The organism is Metabacillus hrfriensis, from assembly GCF_030127205.1.
Lineage (GTDB): Bacteria > Bacillota > Bacilli > Bacillales > Bacillaceae > Bacillus_P > Bacillus_P dongyingensis.
On record NZ_CP126116.1, the window covers coordinates 2184301 to 2198916 of the forward strand.

Genomic DNA, 14616 nt, shown 5'->3' on the forward strand with positions numbered 1-14616 from the left:
TCAGACTAAATGAGAAAATCAAAAAAAGAGCGGCAGGCGATGCTGCAGCAGACTATAAATAAAACACCCTTTATTACCGATGAAGAGCTTGCGGATAAATTCAGTGTCAGCATCCAGACAATCAGGCTTGACCGGCTTGAGCTTTCTATTCCTGAGCTTCGCGAACGAATTAAGCATGTAGCTGTCAAGCAGCTTGACGATGAAGTGAAATCACTTCCTTTAGAAGAAGTAATCGGCGAAATTATCGACCTTGATCTTGATTCCTCTGCCATTTCTATTTTTGAAGTGAAAAAGGAGCATGTGTTTGTCCGGAATCAAATCGCACGCGGCCATCATTTATTTGCTCAGGCGAATTCACTGGCAGTTGCGGTAATAGATGATGAACTGGCCTTAACGGCTAAGGCGAATATTCGTTTTACAAGACAGGTTAAAGAAAAAGAAAGAGTTATCGCTAAAGCTAAAGTGATAAAAGTAGATGAAGATAAAGGAAGAACGACTGTTGATGTAAACAGTTATGTAGGAACTGAGCTGGTTTTCTCAGGCACATTTGAAATGTATCGATCAAAAACAATGAAAAAGGCAGGTTTCAGCAATGAAGATCGCAATTGATGCAATGGGAGGAGACAATGCTCCTAAAGCAATCGTAGAAGGTGCAATGAAAGCTGTCACTCTATTTAACGATATTGAGATTACCTTATACGGTAAAGAAGCTCTTATTAAAGAACATCTTACAAATCCGGAGAGAATTACAATTGTACATACTGATACCGTGATTGAAGGAACAGATGAACCTGTCAGAGCGGTGAGAAGAAAAAAAGATGCATCAATGGTGCTGATGGCGAACGCTGTAAAAGAAGGACAGGCTGATGCCTGTATATCTGCCGGGAACACGGGTGCATTAATGACAGCTGGTTTATTTATAGTAGGAAGAATTGATGGAATTGAAAGGCCAGCATTGTCGCCGACACTTCCAACCATTGAAGGGCAAGGGTTCTTAATGCTTGATGTTGGGGCAAATGTTGACGCAAAGCCTGAGCATTTGCAGCAATACGCAATCATGGGTTCCGTATATGCCGAAAAGGTCCGCGGCCTTGCAAACCCAAGAATCGGATTGCTGAATGTCGGCACAGAGGACAAAAAAGGAAATGAGCTGACAAAAGCAGCATTTCAATTGTTGAAAGAATCCAATTTAAACTTTATTGGAAACGTTGAAGCAAGAGATCTTCTCGACGGAGTAGCTGATGTCGTTGTTACGGACGGATTTACCGGCAATGTTGCTCTAAAAACAATAGAGGGAACAGCGCTGTCCGTCTTTAATATGCTGAAGTCAGCACTGACAAGCAATATGAAATCAAAACTTGCAGCAGCTGTATTAAAACCGCAATTAAAAGAGATCAAAGTGAAAATGGATTACTCTGAGTACGGGGGCGCCGGATTGTTCGGACTGAAAGCGCCGGTTATTAAAGCACACGGCTCTTCTGATCCTAACGCTGTCTACAATGCAATCCGCCAGGCGCGTGAGATGGTAATCAACGACGTCTGCAAAACGATTCAAAAAACCATTGAAAAAACGAATTCTGTTTAAGCATGAGAGGAGATAGAATATGAGTAAAATAGCCTTTATTTTTCCTGGACAAGGGTCGCAGACCGTCGGCATGGGAAAAGATCTGTATGATGAAGTCGAAGCATCTCGCAGTGTGTTTGCAGCTGCAGATGACAAGCTTGGTTTTCAGCTTTCTGAGTTAATCTTTGAAGGTCCGCAAGAAAAGCTGACATTAACATACAACGCACAGCCGGCTCTGCTGACAGCAAGCATCGCTTTATTGGAAAAATTGAAAGAAAGCGGGATTCAGCCGGATTTTGTTGCTGGACACAGTCTTGGAGAATACACGGCACTAGTTGCAGGTGGAGTCCTTTCCTTTGAAGATGCTGTATATGCTGTCAGAAAACGCGGAGAATATATGAACGAAGCAGTTCCTGCAGGTGTCGGAGCAATGGCAGCCATTCTGGGAATGAATTCAGATGAGCTTCGCGAAGTAACAGAACAAATCACAAGCGATGGCTTTTCTGTACAGCTGGCAAACTTAAATTGTCCTGGTCAGATTGTCATTTCAGGTACAGCTGAAGGTGTGGAAAAGGCATCTGCATTAGCAAAAGAAAAGGGCGCGAAAAGAGCGATCCCGCTTGATGTGAGCGGTCCGTTTCATTCAGAGCTGATGAAACCTGCTGCAGAAAAGTTTAAAAATATACTTGATGAAGTAAGCCTTAGTGATGCTTCTATACCAGTGGTGGCAAATGTAACGGCAGCGCCTGTAACAAGCAGCGCAGAAATAAAAACCCTGCTTGTCGAACAGTTGTTTTCTCCAGTAAGATGGGAGCAATCGATCGGCGAAATGATTGAACAGGGTGTTACGACATTTGTTGAAATCGGACCTGGAAAAGTTCTTTCAGGATTAGTGAAAAAAATCGATCGCAAGGTAAACACGATTGCTGTATCTGACTTAGCATCAATCGAGGCTGCAATCGAAAAGCTCAGGGAGGTCAAATAATGGTTGAAGGTAAAGTGGCATTAGTTACTGGAGCATCAAGAGGAATCGGCCGCGCAATTGCACTTGAACTGGCTCAAAATGGTGCAAATGTAGCTGTAAATTACGCTGGGAGCGAAGCGAAAGCGAATGAAGTTGTTGATGAAATAAAGGCACTTGGCAGAGAAGCATTTGCCGTTCAGGCAGATGTCAGCGACAGTGATGCTGTAGCTGCTATGGTCAAAGCTACAGTGGAGCAATTCGGCAGACTGGACATACTAGTTAACAATGCCGGCATTACAAAGGATAATCTGCTGATGAGAATGAAAGACTCTGAATGGGATGATGTCATTAACATCAATTTAAAAGGTGTTTTTCTAACAACAAAAGCAGTTACCCGCCAAATGATGAAGCAGCGTCAAGGACGAATTATCAATATCGCATCCATTGTAGGAGTTAGCGGAAATCCTGGTCAGGCGAATTATGTAGCGGCAAAAGCTGGTGTTATCGGCTTAACGAAAACAGCAGCTAAAGAGCTTTCATCGAGAAATATTACTGTTAATGCCATCGCACCCGGGTTTATTACAACCGATATGACGGATAAACTGACAGAAGAAGTGAAAAATGAAATGCTGAAGCAAATTCCGCTTGCCCGGTTTGGCGAGCCATCCGACATATCAAATGCGGTAACGTTTTTAGCTTCAGATAAAAGCAGCTATATCACAGGTCAAACGATCCATATTGACGGCGGAATGGTCATGTAAATAAAGATTTAGAGGTCTTCTTTTAGATTCTCTGATTTCGGCTAGTTTTTTAATAGGATATACACTATAATACTTTGAGGGGAGGTGAAATGTTATGGCAGATGTACTAGCTCGCGTAACGAAAATTATCGTTGACCGTCTTGGTGTTGATGAGGCTGAAGTAAAAATGGAAGCTTCTTTTAAAGACGATTTAGGTGCGGATTCCCTTGATGTAGTAGAACTTGTTATGGAACTTGAAGATGAGTTCGACATGGAGATTTCTGATGAAGATGCAGAAACAATTGCAACAGTGGGAGACGCTGTGAACTACATACAAAGTCAACAGTAATGTTGCATTTAAAGTCCCGTTTTAAAGCGGGGCTTTATCCCTTTTAAAACATGGGAACAAAAAAGAAAAGATGCGGTTGTTTAAGTGATGGAGGTACCTATGCCGAAGATGAATTACAGAGAGAGAAGATCGTTTGTCAAAAAAGCAGAATTCAAACAATTTCAAGAACAAATTGGCCATACATTCCAAAATGAAAGACTTTTGTATCAAGCCTTCACACATTCATCCTATGTGAATGAGCATCGCAAAAAGCCTTACGAGGACAATGAACGACTGGAATTTTTAGGAGATGCGGTTTTAGAATTAACGATTTCTCAGTTTTTATTTAAGAAATATCCAACAATGAGCGAAGGTGATTTAACAAAGGTCCGTGCAGCTATTGTATGTGAGCCGTCGCTTGTAGCATTCGCAAATGAATTATCATTTGGAAAGCTTGTACTGCTTGGTAAAGGTGAAGAAATGACTGGCGGAAGAGCTAGACCTGCTCTGCTGGCGGACGTTTTTGAAGCATTTATCGGAGCTTTATATTTGGATTCAGGACTTGATCCTGTCGTTGTCTTTTTAGAAAAATGTGTATTTCCTAAAATTAATGATGGTGCTTTTTCTCATGTGATGGATTTCAAAAGTCAGCTGCAGGAATTTGTTCAAAGAGACAGCAAAGGTTCATTGGAATATAAAATTCTTCAGGAGAAAGGCCCTGCCCACAATCGTGAGTTTGTAGCCACTGTCTCTCTAAATGGAGATATTCTAGGAACCGGAAACGGCAAATCAAAAAAAGCGGCCGAACAGCATGCCGCCCAGGAAGCATTAACAAAATTGAAACCTCATTAAGATGAATTAACCCCCGGAAATCAGGGGGTTCTCTTTATGTTCGGCAGTTTCCGCCAGATAAGATAATAAGGTTTCCTTCAAGATTACTATTGAAATATCCGAGCATCTGAATGACTTGCGGGAAGGGGCTTTATCTTTTCAAACAAACTGGCCTGAATTATGATAGAATATGGTTGATTTTAAAGAATAGTAGGGAGGATCCTAAATGTTCCTCAAACGTTTGGATATAGTAGGATTTAAATCATTCGCAGAGCGTGTGAATGTTGATTTTGTAAAAGGCGTGACCGCAGTAGTCGGACCCAACGGCAGCGGGAAAAGCAATATAACAGACGCCATCAGATGGGTGCTCGGCGAGCAGTCGGCACGATCTCTCCGGGGAACGAAAATGGAGGATATTATCTTTGCCGGCAGTGACTCGAGAAAAGGCGTAAATATGGCGGAGGTTACTCTGACCCTCGATAACGAAGATCAGTTTCTGCCGATTGATTATCATGAAGTATCGGTTACGAGAAGAGTGTACAGATCCGGTGAAAGTGACTTTTATATAAACAATCAGTCCTGCCGGCTGAAAGATATTGTGGATCTTTTTATGGATTCCGGTCTTGGCAAAGAAGCTTTTTCAATCATCAGCCAAGGAAAAGTGGAAGAAATCCTCAGCAGCAAAGCGGAGGAAAGACGCAGCATCTTTGAAGAAGCGGCAGGTGTTTTAAAATATAAAACACGAAAGAAAAAAGCTGAGTTCAAGCTGGCGGAAACGCAGGAAAATCTCAATCGTGTTCAAGATATTCTCCATGAGCTTGAAGGCCAGGTTGAGCCGCTTAAAATTCAGGCATCGATTGCAAAGGATTTTCTTGAGAAAAAAGAAGAGCTGGAGCAATTTGAAGTAGCACTCACTGTTTATGAAATTGAAGAGCTGCATAAAAAATGGGAGTCACTATCAGTGACTGTAGAGAATGGAAGACAGCAAGAAAGCAGTCTGTTCGCTTCTGTTCAAAAGAAAGAGGCTGAAATTGAACAAATCAGAGATCAGTCACAGGCTTTAGACGAATCTATAAACGATCTTCAGCAAGTGCTGCTCCTGGCAAGTGAGGACCTTGAAAAGCTTGAGGGCCGCAAAGAGGTGCTTAAAGAGCGAAAAAAAAATGCCCATCAGAATAAATCACAGCTTCAAAAAATAATCGAAGAAGCATCTGAACGCACGTCAGCTCTTGAAAATGAAAAGAAAACTCAGTCAGCATTATTGGAAAAGCTTCAAAAAGAAGTCAGCGATCTTAAAATGCAGCTGCAGGAAAAACAAACACTGCTGTCAACGTACGATCAAAACATTGAAGAGAAAATCGAATCTCTTAAAAGTGAATATTTTGATTTGCTGAATGCGCAGGCCCAGGCAAGAAATGAAATGACGTACATAGATGATCAAATGGATCAGCAAACAAAGAAAACCGGCCGGTTAAAAGAAGCGAATCAAAAATACATTAACGAGCGGAATGAGATTGAAGAGAAAAAGAGAAGACTTGAGGCAAAGCTCTCTTTACTTGAAGCTCAGCTGGATGAACAAATTAAAACCTTCCGTGCTGCACAGGCAAAATTAGAGAAGGATAAAGCAGCCTATCAAAAAAGAGAAACGTCTCTCTATCAAGCTTATCAATATTTGCAGCAGACGAAGTCGCGCAAAGAAATGCTTGAGGCCATGCAGGAGGATTACGCAGGCTTTTTCCAGGGTGTAAAGGAAGTGCTGAAGCAGCGCAATCAGCTCCAAGGCATTCATGGCGCCATTGCAGAGCTTATAACTACGGACAAGCAATTTGAAACAGCTGTAGAAATTGCCCTTGGAGGTGCTGCGCAGCATGTGGTGGTTGAAAACGAACAAGCTGCAAGAACAGCCATTTCTTATCTGAAGAAAAATGCGTTTGGACGGGCCACTTTTCTGCCATTAACCGTAATGAAGGAACGCACCGTTTCAGCGCATGATCTTCAAATGCTTAGAAGCCACAGTGCATTTAAAGGTATTGCCTCAGAATTGGTTTCTTTTAACCCCCGCTATCAGAGGGCTGTATCTAACTTGCTCGGCACAGTCGTTGTCACAGAAGATTTGAAGGGTGCAAATGAACTTGCTAAACTGCTAAACTACCGTTTTCGCTTTGTAACAGTGGGCGGAGATGTCGTAAATCCTGGAGGATCGATGACAGGCGGAGCAGTCAAGCAAAAAAACAATTCACTCTTAAGCCGCAGCCGAGAATTAGAAACGATTGACAAGCAATGCAGAGAAATGAGCGATAAAACAACTCAGCTGGAAGAAGATGTGAAATCACTGAAGCATTCGATTTCAGCTCAGGATCAGCAATTAGATGTTCAAAGAGAAAAAGGGGAACAGCTGAGGATTGAAACACAGGCAGTGAGGTCCGAACTGAGAGAGATGGAAATGAACGAGAAGAATGTTAACAATCATCTTTCTCTTTATGATGCTGAAAAAGAATCATATGAGGATGAACAGGCCAGAATGATAAAGCGGAAAGAAGAGCTTGCAGTACAGCTGGATGCTTCTATGGAAAAAATGAGGCATCTGGATGAGCTTATTGCCGAATTATCAGCTCAAAAAACTACTCAGCAATCTTCAAAAGAAGAAGTTCAAAACGCAATAACAGATCTAAAAGTTGTTTTAGCAAGCAAAAAGCAATTACTCGAAAACCAGCTTGAAAAAGCAGAGCTGACGAAGCTTGAGCTTGATAATCAGCATAAGAAACTGACTGAAGCACGGGAAGATTTAAATTTCCTGCACGATGAAATGAATTCCAATTTCTCGGGCGAGGAAAAATTGGAGGAAACAGCCCGTCAAAAACGCGAGGACAAAAACAAAACGATTGAACTGATTTCCGTCAGACGGAATCAGCGCCTGAAACTTCAGGATCAGCTTGAAGTTTCTGAACGGGAAGTAAAAGAATTAAATAGGCAGCACAAGCAGCTTTCAGATCTTTTAAAAGATGAAGAGGTCAGATTAAATCGATTTGATGTAGAGCTTGATAATCGATTAAATCATTTGCGCGAGGAATACTTGCTTACATTTGAAGCGGCGAAGGAAAAATATGTTCTGGAGCTTGATGTAGGTGAGGCACGCAAGCGCGTAAAACTTATTAAGCTTGCGATTGAGGAGCTTGGAACTGTCAACCTTGGAGCGATCGATGAATATGAGAGGGTTTCAGAACGGTTCCATTTCCTGACTGATCAGCGCAATGATCTTCAAGAAGCCAAAGACACTCTCTATCAGGTCATAGGTGAAATGGATGAAGAAATGAAAAAGAGATTTCATCATACCTTCACCCAAATCAGATCTCATTTCGAGTCTGTCTTTCAAGCGTTATTTGGCGGCGGCCGTGCAGAGCTCAGACTTACAAACCCGGATGATTTGCTGAACACAGGAGTAGATATTGTCGCTCAGCCTCCAGGCAAAAAACTTCAAAACCTGGGTCTTTTATCTGGCGGAGAGCGTGCATTAACGGCAATCGCATTGCTTTTCTCCATTTTAAAAGTCCGTCCCGTGCCATTTTGCGTACTGGATGAGGTTGAAGCAGCGCTTGATGAGGCGAATGTCCACAGATTTTCTCAATACCTGAAGAAATTCAGCAAAGACACACAATTTATCGTCATTACCCACCGCAAAGGCACGATGGAAGATGCTGATGTTCTATATGGAGTCACCATGCAGGAGTCAGGCGTGTCTAAAATGGTATCGGTCCGCTTGGAAGAAACAAAAGAATTTGTGCAATCAGGATGAAAGGAAGAAGCTGAATGAGTTTTTTTAAAAAATTAAAAGAGAAATTTACACAGCAGCAGCCGGATTCTTCACCAGAAAAATTTAAAGACGGCCTGACAAAAACACGGGTCTCATTTTCAGAACGGGTAAATAACCTTGTAGCCCGCTACCGTAAAGTAGATGAAGAGTTTTTTGAAGAGCTTGAGGAGGTATTGATCGGTGCTGATGTTGGCGTTTCAACGGTGATGGAACTGATTGATGAGCTGAAAACAGAAGTTAAACGCCGCAACATTCAAGATTCAAAAGATGTCCGCTCTGTCATTTCAGAAAAACTTGTTGACATCTATCAAGGAGACGATGCTGAATCTCCAAAACTAGATATTCAAGAAGGCCGATTAAACGTCGTTTTGTTTGTTGGAGTAAACGGTGTCGGAAAAACAACGACGATCGGCAAACTCGCACACAAACTTAAGAGTGAGGGCAAGTCCGTCCTGCTCGCTGCAGGTGACACATTCCGCGCCGGTGCGATTGAACAGCTTGAAGTATGGGGAGAGCGCGTAGGAGTGGATGTGATCAAGCAGTCAGCCGGTTCAGATCCAGCTGCTGTTATGTTCGATGCAGTTCAGGCTGCAAAAGCCAGAAAAGTAGATGTTCTTTTATGCGATACGGCAGGACGCCTGCAAAATAAGGTAAACCTTATGAAAGAACTCGAAAAAGTGAAGCGCGTCATTGAACGTGAAATCCCTGGTGCCCCGCATGAAGTCATGCTCGTCCTTGACGCAACAACAGGTCAAAATGCCATGGTCCAGGCGAAACAATTTTCTCAGGCAACAGATGTATCAGGTATTGTCCTGACAAAACTTGATGGAACAGCAAAAGGCGGAATCGTCCTTGCTATCCGCAATGAACTGAGCATACCGGTGAAATATGTCGGCCTCGGCGAAAAAATGGATGACCTTCAGGAATTTGATGCAGAACAGTATGTATATGGACTATTTGCTGATTTAGTAGAAGAAGCATAAACAGATAAAACTGTCTCATGAAGCCGTGAATACGGCCACTGAGACAGTTTTTTTATTTCAAATCTAAACGGGCGCTTCCGCTTTTCGCTTAGTGTTAAGAAAAAAACTTGACATGGAATTCAATAGCTTGTAAACTAATGACTTGTAAAGGCAATTCCCTTAACAAAGGAGAGACGCTGAGTGATGCTTGAAAAAACAACGAGAGTAAATTATCTCTTTGACTTTTATCAATCGTTGTTAACACCAAAGCAAAAAAGCTATATGTCGCTTTATTATCTTGATGATTACTCCTTGGGAGAAATTGCTGAAGAGTACGACATTAGCCGGCAGGCCGTGTATGATAACATAAAACGAACTGAGGCAATGTTAGAGCAATATGAAACCAAACTATTGCTTTTTCGAAAATTTCAAGAGCGTCAACAATTGATTGAACAATTAAAAGCTGCAGCGTTCAAGGTTGATCATGAACGTTCACTTTTGACGCTGATTGAGGCGCTGGAGAAATTAGATTAGGAGGCGGCATGTATGGCATTTGAAGGATTAGCCGACCGACTGCAGAATACAATCGCAAAAATCCGCGGCAAAGGCAAAGTGTCGGAGTCTGATGTAAAAGAAATGATGCGTGAAGTGCGTTTAGCGCTTCTAGAAGCAGACGTTAACTTTAAAGTCGTAAAAGATTTCGTAAAAAAAGTAAGCGAACGGTCAGTAGGGCAGGAAGTTATGACAAGCTTAACTCCTGGCCAGCAGGTCATTAAAGTGGTTAAAGAAGAGCTGACCGCTTTAATGGGCGGCGAGCAGAGCAAAATTGCCGTCGCCAACAGACCCCCAACCGTTATTATGATGGTTGGACTGCAAGGTGCCGGTAAAACAACGACAACAGGAAAGCTTGCGAACCTGCTTCGAAAGAAACATAACCGCAATCCTCTTCTGGTCGCTGCAGATATTTACCGTCCAGCTGCCATCAAACAGCTTGAAACGCTTGGAAAACAGCTGAATATGCCTGTCTTTTCCCTGGGTGATCAAGTGAGTCCTGTTGAAATTGCCAAGCAGGCGATTGAACATGCAAAAAAAGAGCATCTTGATTACGTTCTGATTGATACAGCAGGCCGTCTTCATATTGATGAAACACTGATGGATGAGCTTTTGCAGGTAAAAGAATTATCAAAACCTGATGAAATCTTCCTCGTTGTTGATGCAATGACCGGACAGGATGCCGTAAATGTAGCGCAAAGCTTCAATGATCAGCTCGGCTTAACAGGCGTTGTCCTCACAAAGCTTGACGGTGACACTCGAGGCGGGGCTGCACTATCCATCAGATCTGTTACCCAAACACCGATTAAATTCGTTGGTCTTGGAGAAAAATTGGATGCGATTGAAGCATTTCATCCAGAACGCATGGCATCCCGTATTTTAGGAATGGGCGATGTTCTCACATTGATTGAGAAGGCACAGGCCAATGTGGATGAAGATAAAGCAAAAGAACTCGAACAAAAAATGAGGACTGCTTCGTTTACATTTGACGACTTCCTCGAACAGCTCGGACAAGTCCGCAGCATGGGGCCGCTTGATGAGCTTCTTGGAATGCTCCCTGGCGCCAACAAAATTAAAGGTTTAAAAAATGCTCAAGTCGATGAGAAACAGATTGGTTCTGTTGAAGCTATCATCCGTTCGATGACAAAGGAAGAAAAACAGCATCCTGAAATCATCAACTCTGGCCGCAGAAAACGAATTGCAAAAGGAAGCGGAACGACCGTACCGGAAGTTAACCGTCTTTTAAAGCAATTTGAGGACATGAAAAAGATGATGAAGCAAATGACGAGCATGTCAAAAGGGAAGAAAAAAGGCGGAATGAAATTTCCGTTTATGTAACAATTTTTAGGTGTTAAGAAAAAACACTTTACAAAGTGCTTTTTCATTGATATCATACTATCTTGTTGAAATATTTTCGGAGGTGCTTTATAAAATGGCAGTAAAAATTCGTTTAAAACGCATGGGAGCTAACAAATCTCCTTTCTATCGTATCGTAGTTGCAGATTCTCGTTCACCACGTGATGGACGTTTCATCGAAACAGTTGGAACTTACAATCCAGTTGCTAACCCGGCAATCGTTGACATCAACGAAGAGCTTGCTCTTAAATGGATGCAAAATGGTGCAAAGCCATCTGACACAGTTCGCAACTTGTTCTCAAACCAAGGCATTATGGAAAAATTCCATAACGCTAAACACAGCAAGTAAGGCTGAAACGATGATAGAGTTAATCGAGTCGATTGTGAAGCCGCTTGTTGACCATCCTGAAGATGTGTCTGTTGTAGAAAATGAACGTGAACATCAAATTGTCTACGAATTAACCTTACATCAAGATGATATCGGCAAGGTGATTGGAAAACACGGCCGGATAGCGAAGGCGATTCGGACTGTTGTATACGCAGCAGGATCTAACTCTAAAAAAAGAGTTCAGCTGGAAATTAATGATTAAGCAAAAAAAAGGGGAGGTATAACCTCCTCTTTTTTTGTACAATGAAAGTGATGAATATCTCTGTTATTAGAATAGCTTACCGGAGGAATGGCGATGGAAATCTTCCAGACAGTTAGTGTCAAACAAATATTGACAGAAACGAGCAGGGAACAGCTTTTAAATCATTTCATGCAAACCAAACAGCAGCTGGAACGGGAAATTGATCAGCTCGCCTTTCAGCTCAAGAAAAAAGAAAAAACGAATCAGACAGAAGAAATGCGCAAACAATATCAGCGGGAAATATCTAAGCGGATGGATAAAATAAAAATAGCCGACTTTCAAATACAGCAAATACATACCCTGCCGCTTGGAAGCGAAATAAAAGAAAAAGAGATGAACGCCATTCTGGAGGTTCATGTCGGGGACCGCTGGGATGATCTTATAAAGGAAAAGACGATTGTAATCAAAGATGGTATTGTAGTCGAAATACGCTAGAGGTGAATGGGAATGACAGAAAAATGGTTTAATGTAGGAAAGATTGTAAATACTCATGGTGTAAAAGGAGAAGTCAGAATTTTATCAACGACCGATTTTCCTGAAGAACGATATCAGAAAGGCAACGTTCTTTATCTCTTTCAATCTGAACAAAAAGAGCCTGTAGAAGTAAAAATAAAGACACATCGTTTTCATAAAACATTTGATCTTCTAACCTTTGAAGGGCATGCTTCTATTAATGATGTCGAGAAATATAAAAATTCTCTTATTAAAGTCCCTGAAAGCCAGTTAACAGATCTTGATGAGGGTGAGTATTATTTTCACGAAATTATAGGATGTACTGTTTTAACTGACGCCGGAGAGGAAATTGGAACGATTAAAGAAATTCTGGAAACAGGGGCCAATGACGTCTGGATTGTCAAAAGAAAAAACAAAAAGGATGCGTTAATTCCTTTCATTGACGACGTTGTTAAGGAAATTGATATTGAAGAAAAGCGCATTGTTATTTCATTAATGGAAGGACTAATTGACGAATGAGAATTGACTTCTTAACTCTCTTTCCGGAAATGTTTCATGGAGTAATCGGCAATTCCATTTTGAAAAAAGCGGAAGAAAAAGGTGCCGTCAGCTTTAAAGTAACTAATTTCAGAGATTACTCTGACCATAAACACTCCATTGTTGACGACTATCCATATGGCGGAGGAGCGGGCATGGTTCTTAAGCCGCAGCCTATATTCGATGCTGTACAAGATATTCAAAAGGAAAGTGCATCTGCCCCTAAAATTATTCTTGTATGCCCACAGGGTGAAACCTACAACCAGAGAAAAGCAGAGGAACTGGCAAAGGAAGAGCATCTTGTTTTTATCTGCGGACATTATGAAGGATATGACGAGAGAATCAGAGAGCATTTAGTAACGGATGAAATTTCGATTGGAGATTTTATTCTTACCGGCGGAGAACTTGCTTCAATGGTTATCGCTGACAGCGTCGTCAGGCTGCTTCCAGACGTTTTGGGCAATGAGGACTCACCTGTGCTCGATTCCTTCAGCACGGGGCTCCTGGAGCATCCTCACTACACTCGTCCATCTGACTTCCGCGGGATGAAGGTTCCGGATGTTTTAATCTCCGGCAATCATGCTAAAATTGATGAATGGCGGGAAAAAGAATCGCTTCGCCGGACTTTTGACAGGAGACCAGATTTGCTTAACTCCTTCGATCTATCAGACAAGCAGAAAAAGTGGATAGAAGAATTTAAAAAAGGCTAAATGCAGTATTGCATGAGAAGATTCGATATGATATGATGTTTCTTGTGATTTGGTTGCCTATAAAGTGTTTTTCCTTGAAAGGCATTTGGCGCTCATCACACTAAAACGGTGTTCCGCTGCATGATTTATTTTGTAATGAGCATCTGTTGGAAGGAGTTGAAAACGATGCAAAAACTAATTGAAGATATCACTAAAGAACAATTAAGATCTGATCTTCCTGCTTTCCGTCCTGGAGACACTGTACGTGTACACGTTAAAGTTGTTGAGGGAACTCGTGAGCGTGTTCAGATTTTTGAAGGTGTTGTCATTAAGCGTCGTGGTGGTGGAATCAGCGAAACTTTCACAGTTCGCAAGATTTCTTATGGGGTAGGCGTAGAACGTACATTCCCAGTTCACACACCTAAAATCGCACAGTTAGAAGTTATCCGTCGCGGTAAAGTACGCCGTGCGAAACTTTACTACTTGCGCGAATTACGCGGTAAAGCGGCTCGTATTAAAGAAATTCGATAATCGTTCGTACCAAAAAGGGCTTGTTTACTTTGAACAAGCCCTTTTTCTTAATGTAAACAATGGCTTAAAAAAGCTGACTATAAAAGATTCATGACAAAAACGTGTATGAGAAGGTGAGCTAAAAAGATGACTCGAAAAAAGAGCGAGTTGTTTGAATGGATCAAAGCACTCGCTATTGCAGTAATACTCGCAGCCGTAATCCGATATTTCTTATTTGCACCAATTGTTGTGGATGGATTGTCCATGATGCCTACCCTGCACGATCAGGACCGCATGATAGTTAATAAGATTGGCTATAAAATAGGTGAACCGGAGCGGTTTGATATTGTCGTTTTTCATGCAACCGAAGAAAAGGACTACATCAAAAGAGTCATTGGACTTCCGGGAGACCGTGTAGAATATCGTGATGATACGCTCTACATTAACGGAAAAGCCTATGAAGAGCCTTATTTAGATGAGTATAAAAACACGTTAATTGACGGACCTTTAACAGAACCGTTTACAGTTGAAGAAGTTCCTGAAGGCCAGTTGTTTGTAATGGGTGATAACCGCAGATACAGCAAAGACAGCCGCCATATCGGACCGGTATCCAAAGATGAGGTTATGGGAAAAACCAGTCTGATCTACTGGCCATTAAATGATATTCGATTTGTTGAGTAAAGAAATAAA

Annotated in this window: 17 protein-coding genes; all 17 read left to right on the forward strand. The window is 41.8% G+C overall.

Going from position 1 to position 14616, the window contains the following annotated elements; translation table 11 throughout:
- Positions 1–9: 9 nt before the first annotated feature.
- The 17 genes from fapR to lepB all read left to right on the forward strand — a co-directional run bounded on the left by fapR (position 10) and on the right by lepB (position 14607).
- Positions 10–609 (forward strand): transcription factor FapR, encoded by a 600-nt coding sequence (gene fapR / locus QLQ22_RS10850; protein WP_223442233.1) that lies wholly within the window; start codon positions 10–12, stop codon positions 607–609.
- Complete coding sequence (plsX, locus tag QLQ22_RS10855; protein WP_223442235.1) at positions 593–1585, forward strand: phosphate acyltransferase PlsX; 993 nt, start codon at positions 593–595, stop codon at positions 1583–1585. Before fapR ends, plsX begins: the two co-directional genes overlap by 17 nt.
- Positions 1586–1604: 19 nt before the next feature.
- Complete coding sequence (fabD, locus tag QLQ22_RS10860) at positions 1605–2549, forward strand: ACP S-malonyltransferase (protein ID WP_223442237.1); 945 nt, start codon at positions 1605–1607, stop codon at positions 2547–2549.
- Positions 2549–3289 (forward strand): 3-oxoacyl-[acyl-carrier-protein] reductase, encoded by a 741-nt coding sequence (gene fabG / locus QLQ22_RS10865; protein ID WP_223442239.1) that lies wholly within the window; start codon positions 2549–2551, stop codon positions 3287–3289. The genes fabD and fabG overlap by 1 nt, the downstream gene beginning before the upstream one ends.
- 94 nt (positions 3290–3383) lie before the next feature.
- Entirely contained in the window at positions 3384–3617 is a 234-nt protein-coding gene (gene acpP, locus QLQ22_RS10870) for an acyl carrier protein (RefSeq protein ID WP_070879146.1), read from the forward strand.
- Positions 3618–3716: 99 nt separating this feature from the next.
- Entirely contained in the window at positions 3717–4448 is a 732-nt protein-coding gene (gene rnc, locus QLQ22_RS10875; RefSeq protein WP_223442241.1) for a ribonuclease III, read from the forward strand.
- Positions 4449–4653: 205 nt separating this feature from the next.
- Entirely contained in the window at positions 4654–8220 is a 3567-nt protein-coding gene (gene smc, locus QLQ22_RS10880; protein ID WP_284016607.1) for a chromosome segregation protein SMC, read from the forward strand.
- 14 nt (positions 8221–8234) lie between these two features.
- Positions 8235–9221 (forward strand): signal recognition particle-docking protein FtsY, encoded by a 987-nt coding sequence (ftsY, locus tag QLQ22_RS10885; protein WP_252208614.1) that lies wholly within the window; start codon positions 8235–8237, stop codon positions 9219–9221.
- 180 nt (positions 9222–9401) lie between these two features.
- The gene (locus QLQ22_RS10890) at positions 9402–9734 is read left to right on the forward strand and encodes a putative DNA-binding protein (RefSeq protein WP_223442250.1); all 333 of its coding nucleotides are present in this window, start codon (positions 9402–9404) and stop codon (positions 9732–9734) included.
- Between the two features lie 12 nt (positions 9735–9746).
- Entirely contained in the window at positions 9747–11090 is a 1344-nt protein-coding gene (gene ffh / locus QLQ22_RS10895; protein WP_284016608.1) for a signal recognition particle protein, read from the forward strand.
- A 94-nt stretch (positions 11091–11184) separates the two neighbouring features.
- Complete coding sequence (gene rpsP, locus QLQ22_RS10900; protein WP_070877225.1) at positions 11185–11457, forward strand: 30S ribosomal protein S16; 273 nt, start codon at positions 11185–11187, stop codon at positions 11455–11457.
- Between the two features lie 10 nt (positions 11458–11467).
- Positions 11468–11698, forward strand: coding sequence for a KH domain-containing protein (locus QLQ22_RS10905; protein ID WP_223442256.1), 231 nt, complete (start codon positions 11468–11470; stop codon positions 11696–11698).
- A 93-nt stretch (positions 11699–11791) separates the two neighbouring features.
- Positions 11792–12172 carry a YlqD family protein gene (locus tag QLQ22_RS10910; RefSeq protein WP_223442259.1) on the forward strand — a complete coding sequence of 127 codons (381 nt, stop codon included), beginning with the start codon at positions 11792–11794 and terminating at the stop codon, positions 12170–12172.
- Positions 12173–12184: 12 nt separating this feature from the next.
- Complete coding sequence (gene rimM, locus QLQ22_RS10915; protein WP_284016609.1) at positions 12185–12709, forward strand: ribosome maturation factor RimM; 525 nt, start codon at positions 12185–12187, stop codon at positions 12707–12709.
- Positions 12706–13437: a tRNA (guanosine(37)-N1)-methyltransferase TrmD gene (gene trmD, locus QLQ22_RS10920; RefSeq protein WP_223442268.1), complete on the forward strand. Its 732-nt coding sequence runs from the start codon at positions 12706–12708 to the stop codon at positions 13435–13437. The genes rimM and trmD overlap by 4 nt, the downstream gene beginning before the upstream one ends.
- Positions 13438–13602: 165 nt before the next feature.
- Complete coding sequence (gene rplS / locus QLQ22_RS10925; protein ID WP_223442272.1) at positions 13603–13947, forward strand: 50S ribosomal protein L19; 345 nt, start codon at positions 13603–13605, stop codon at positions 13945–13947.
- 126 nt (positions 13948–14073) lie between these two features.
- A complete protein-coding gene (gene lepB, locus QLQ22_RS10930; RefSeq protein WP_223442276.1) occupies positions 14074–14607 on the forward strand; it encodes a signal peptidase I in 534 nt (177 codons plus the stop codon).
- The last annotated feature ends 9 nt before the right edge of the window (positions 14608–14616 follow it).

Coding starts and splice junctions, on each gene's coding strand:
- fapR (WP_223442233.1), top strand. CDS start 10: ATGAGAAAATCAAAAAAAGAGCGGCAGGCGATGCTGCAGCAGACTATA.
- plsX (WP_223442235.1), top strand. CDS start 593: ATGAAGATCGCAATTGATGCAATGGGAGGAGACAATGCTCCTAAAGCA.
- fabD (WP_223442237.1), top strand. CDS start 1,605: ATGAGTAAAATAGCCTTTATTTTTCCTGGACAAGGGTCGCAGACCGTC.
- fabG (WP_223442239.1), top strand. CDS start 2,549: ATGGTTGAAGGTAAAGTGGCATTAGTTACTGGAGCATCAAGAGGAATC.
- acpP (WP_070879146.1), top strand. CDS start 3,384: ATGGCAGATGTACTAGCTCGCGTAACGAAAATTATCGTTGACCGTCTT.
- rnc (WP_223442241.1), top strand. CDS start 3,717: ATGCCGAAGATGAATTACAGAGAGAGAAGATCGTTTGTCAAAAAAGCA.
- smc (WP_284016607.1), top strand. CDS start 4,654: ATGTTCCTCAAACGTTTGGATATAGTAGGATTTAAATCATTCGCAGAG.
- ftsY (WP_252208614.1), top strand. CDS start 8,235: ATGAGTTTTTTTAAAAAATTAAAAGAGAAATTTACACAGCAGCAGCCG.
- ffh (WP_284016608.1), top strand. CDS start 9,747: ATGGCATTTGAAGGATTAGCCGACCGACTGCAGAATACAATCGCAAAA.
- rpsP (WP_070877225.1), top strand. CDS start 11,185: ATGGCAGTAAAAATTCGTTTAAAACGCATGGGAGCTAACAAATCTCCT.
- QLQ22_RS10905 (WP_223442256.1), top strand. CDS start 11,468: ATGATAGAGTTAATCGAGTCGATTGTGAAGCCGCTTGTTGACCATCCT.
- QLQ22_RS10910 (WP_223442259.1), top strand. CDS start 11,792: ATGGAAATCTTCCAGACAGTTAGTGTCAAACAAATATTGACAGAAACG.
- rimM (WP_284016609.1), top strand. CDS start 12,185: ATGACAGAAAAATGGTTTAATGTAGGAAAGATTGTAAATACTCATGGT.
- trmD (WP_223442268.1), top strand. CDS start 12,706: ATGAGAATTGACTTCTTAACTCTCTTTCCGGAAATGTTTCATGGAGTA.
- rplS (WP_223442272.1), top strand. CDS start 13,603: ATGCAAAAACTAATTGAAGATATCACTAAAGAACAATTAAGATCTGAT.
- lepB (WP_223442276.1), top strand. CDS start 14,074: ATGACTCGAAAAAAGAGCGAGTTGTTTGAATGGATCAAAGCACTCGCT.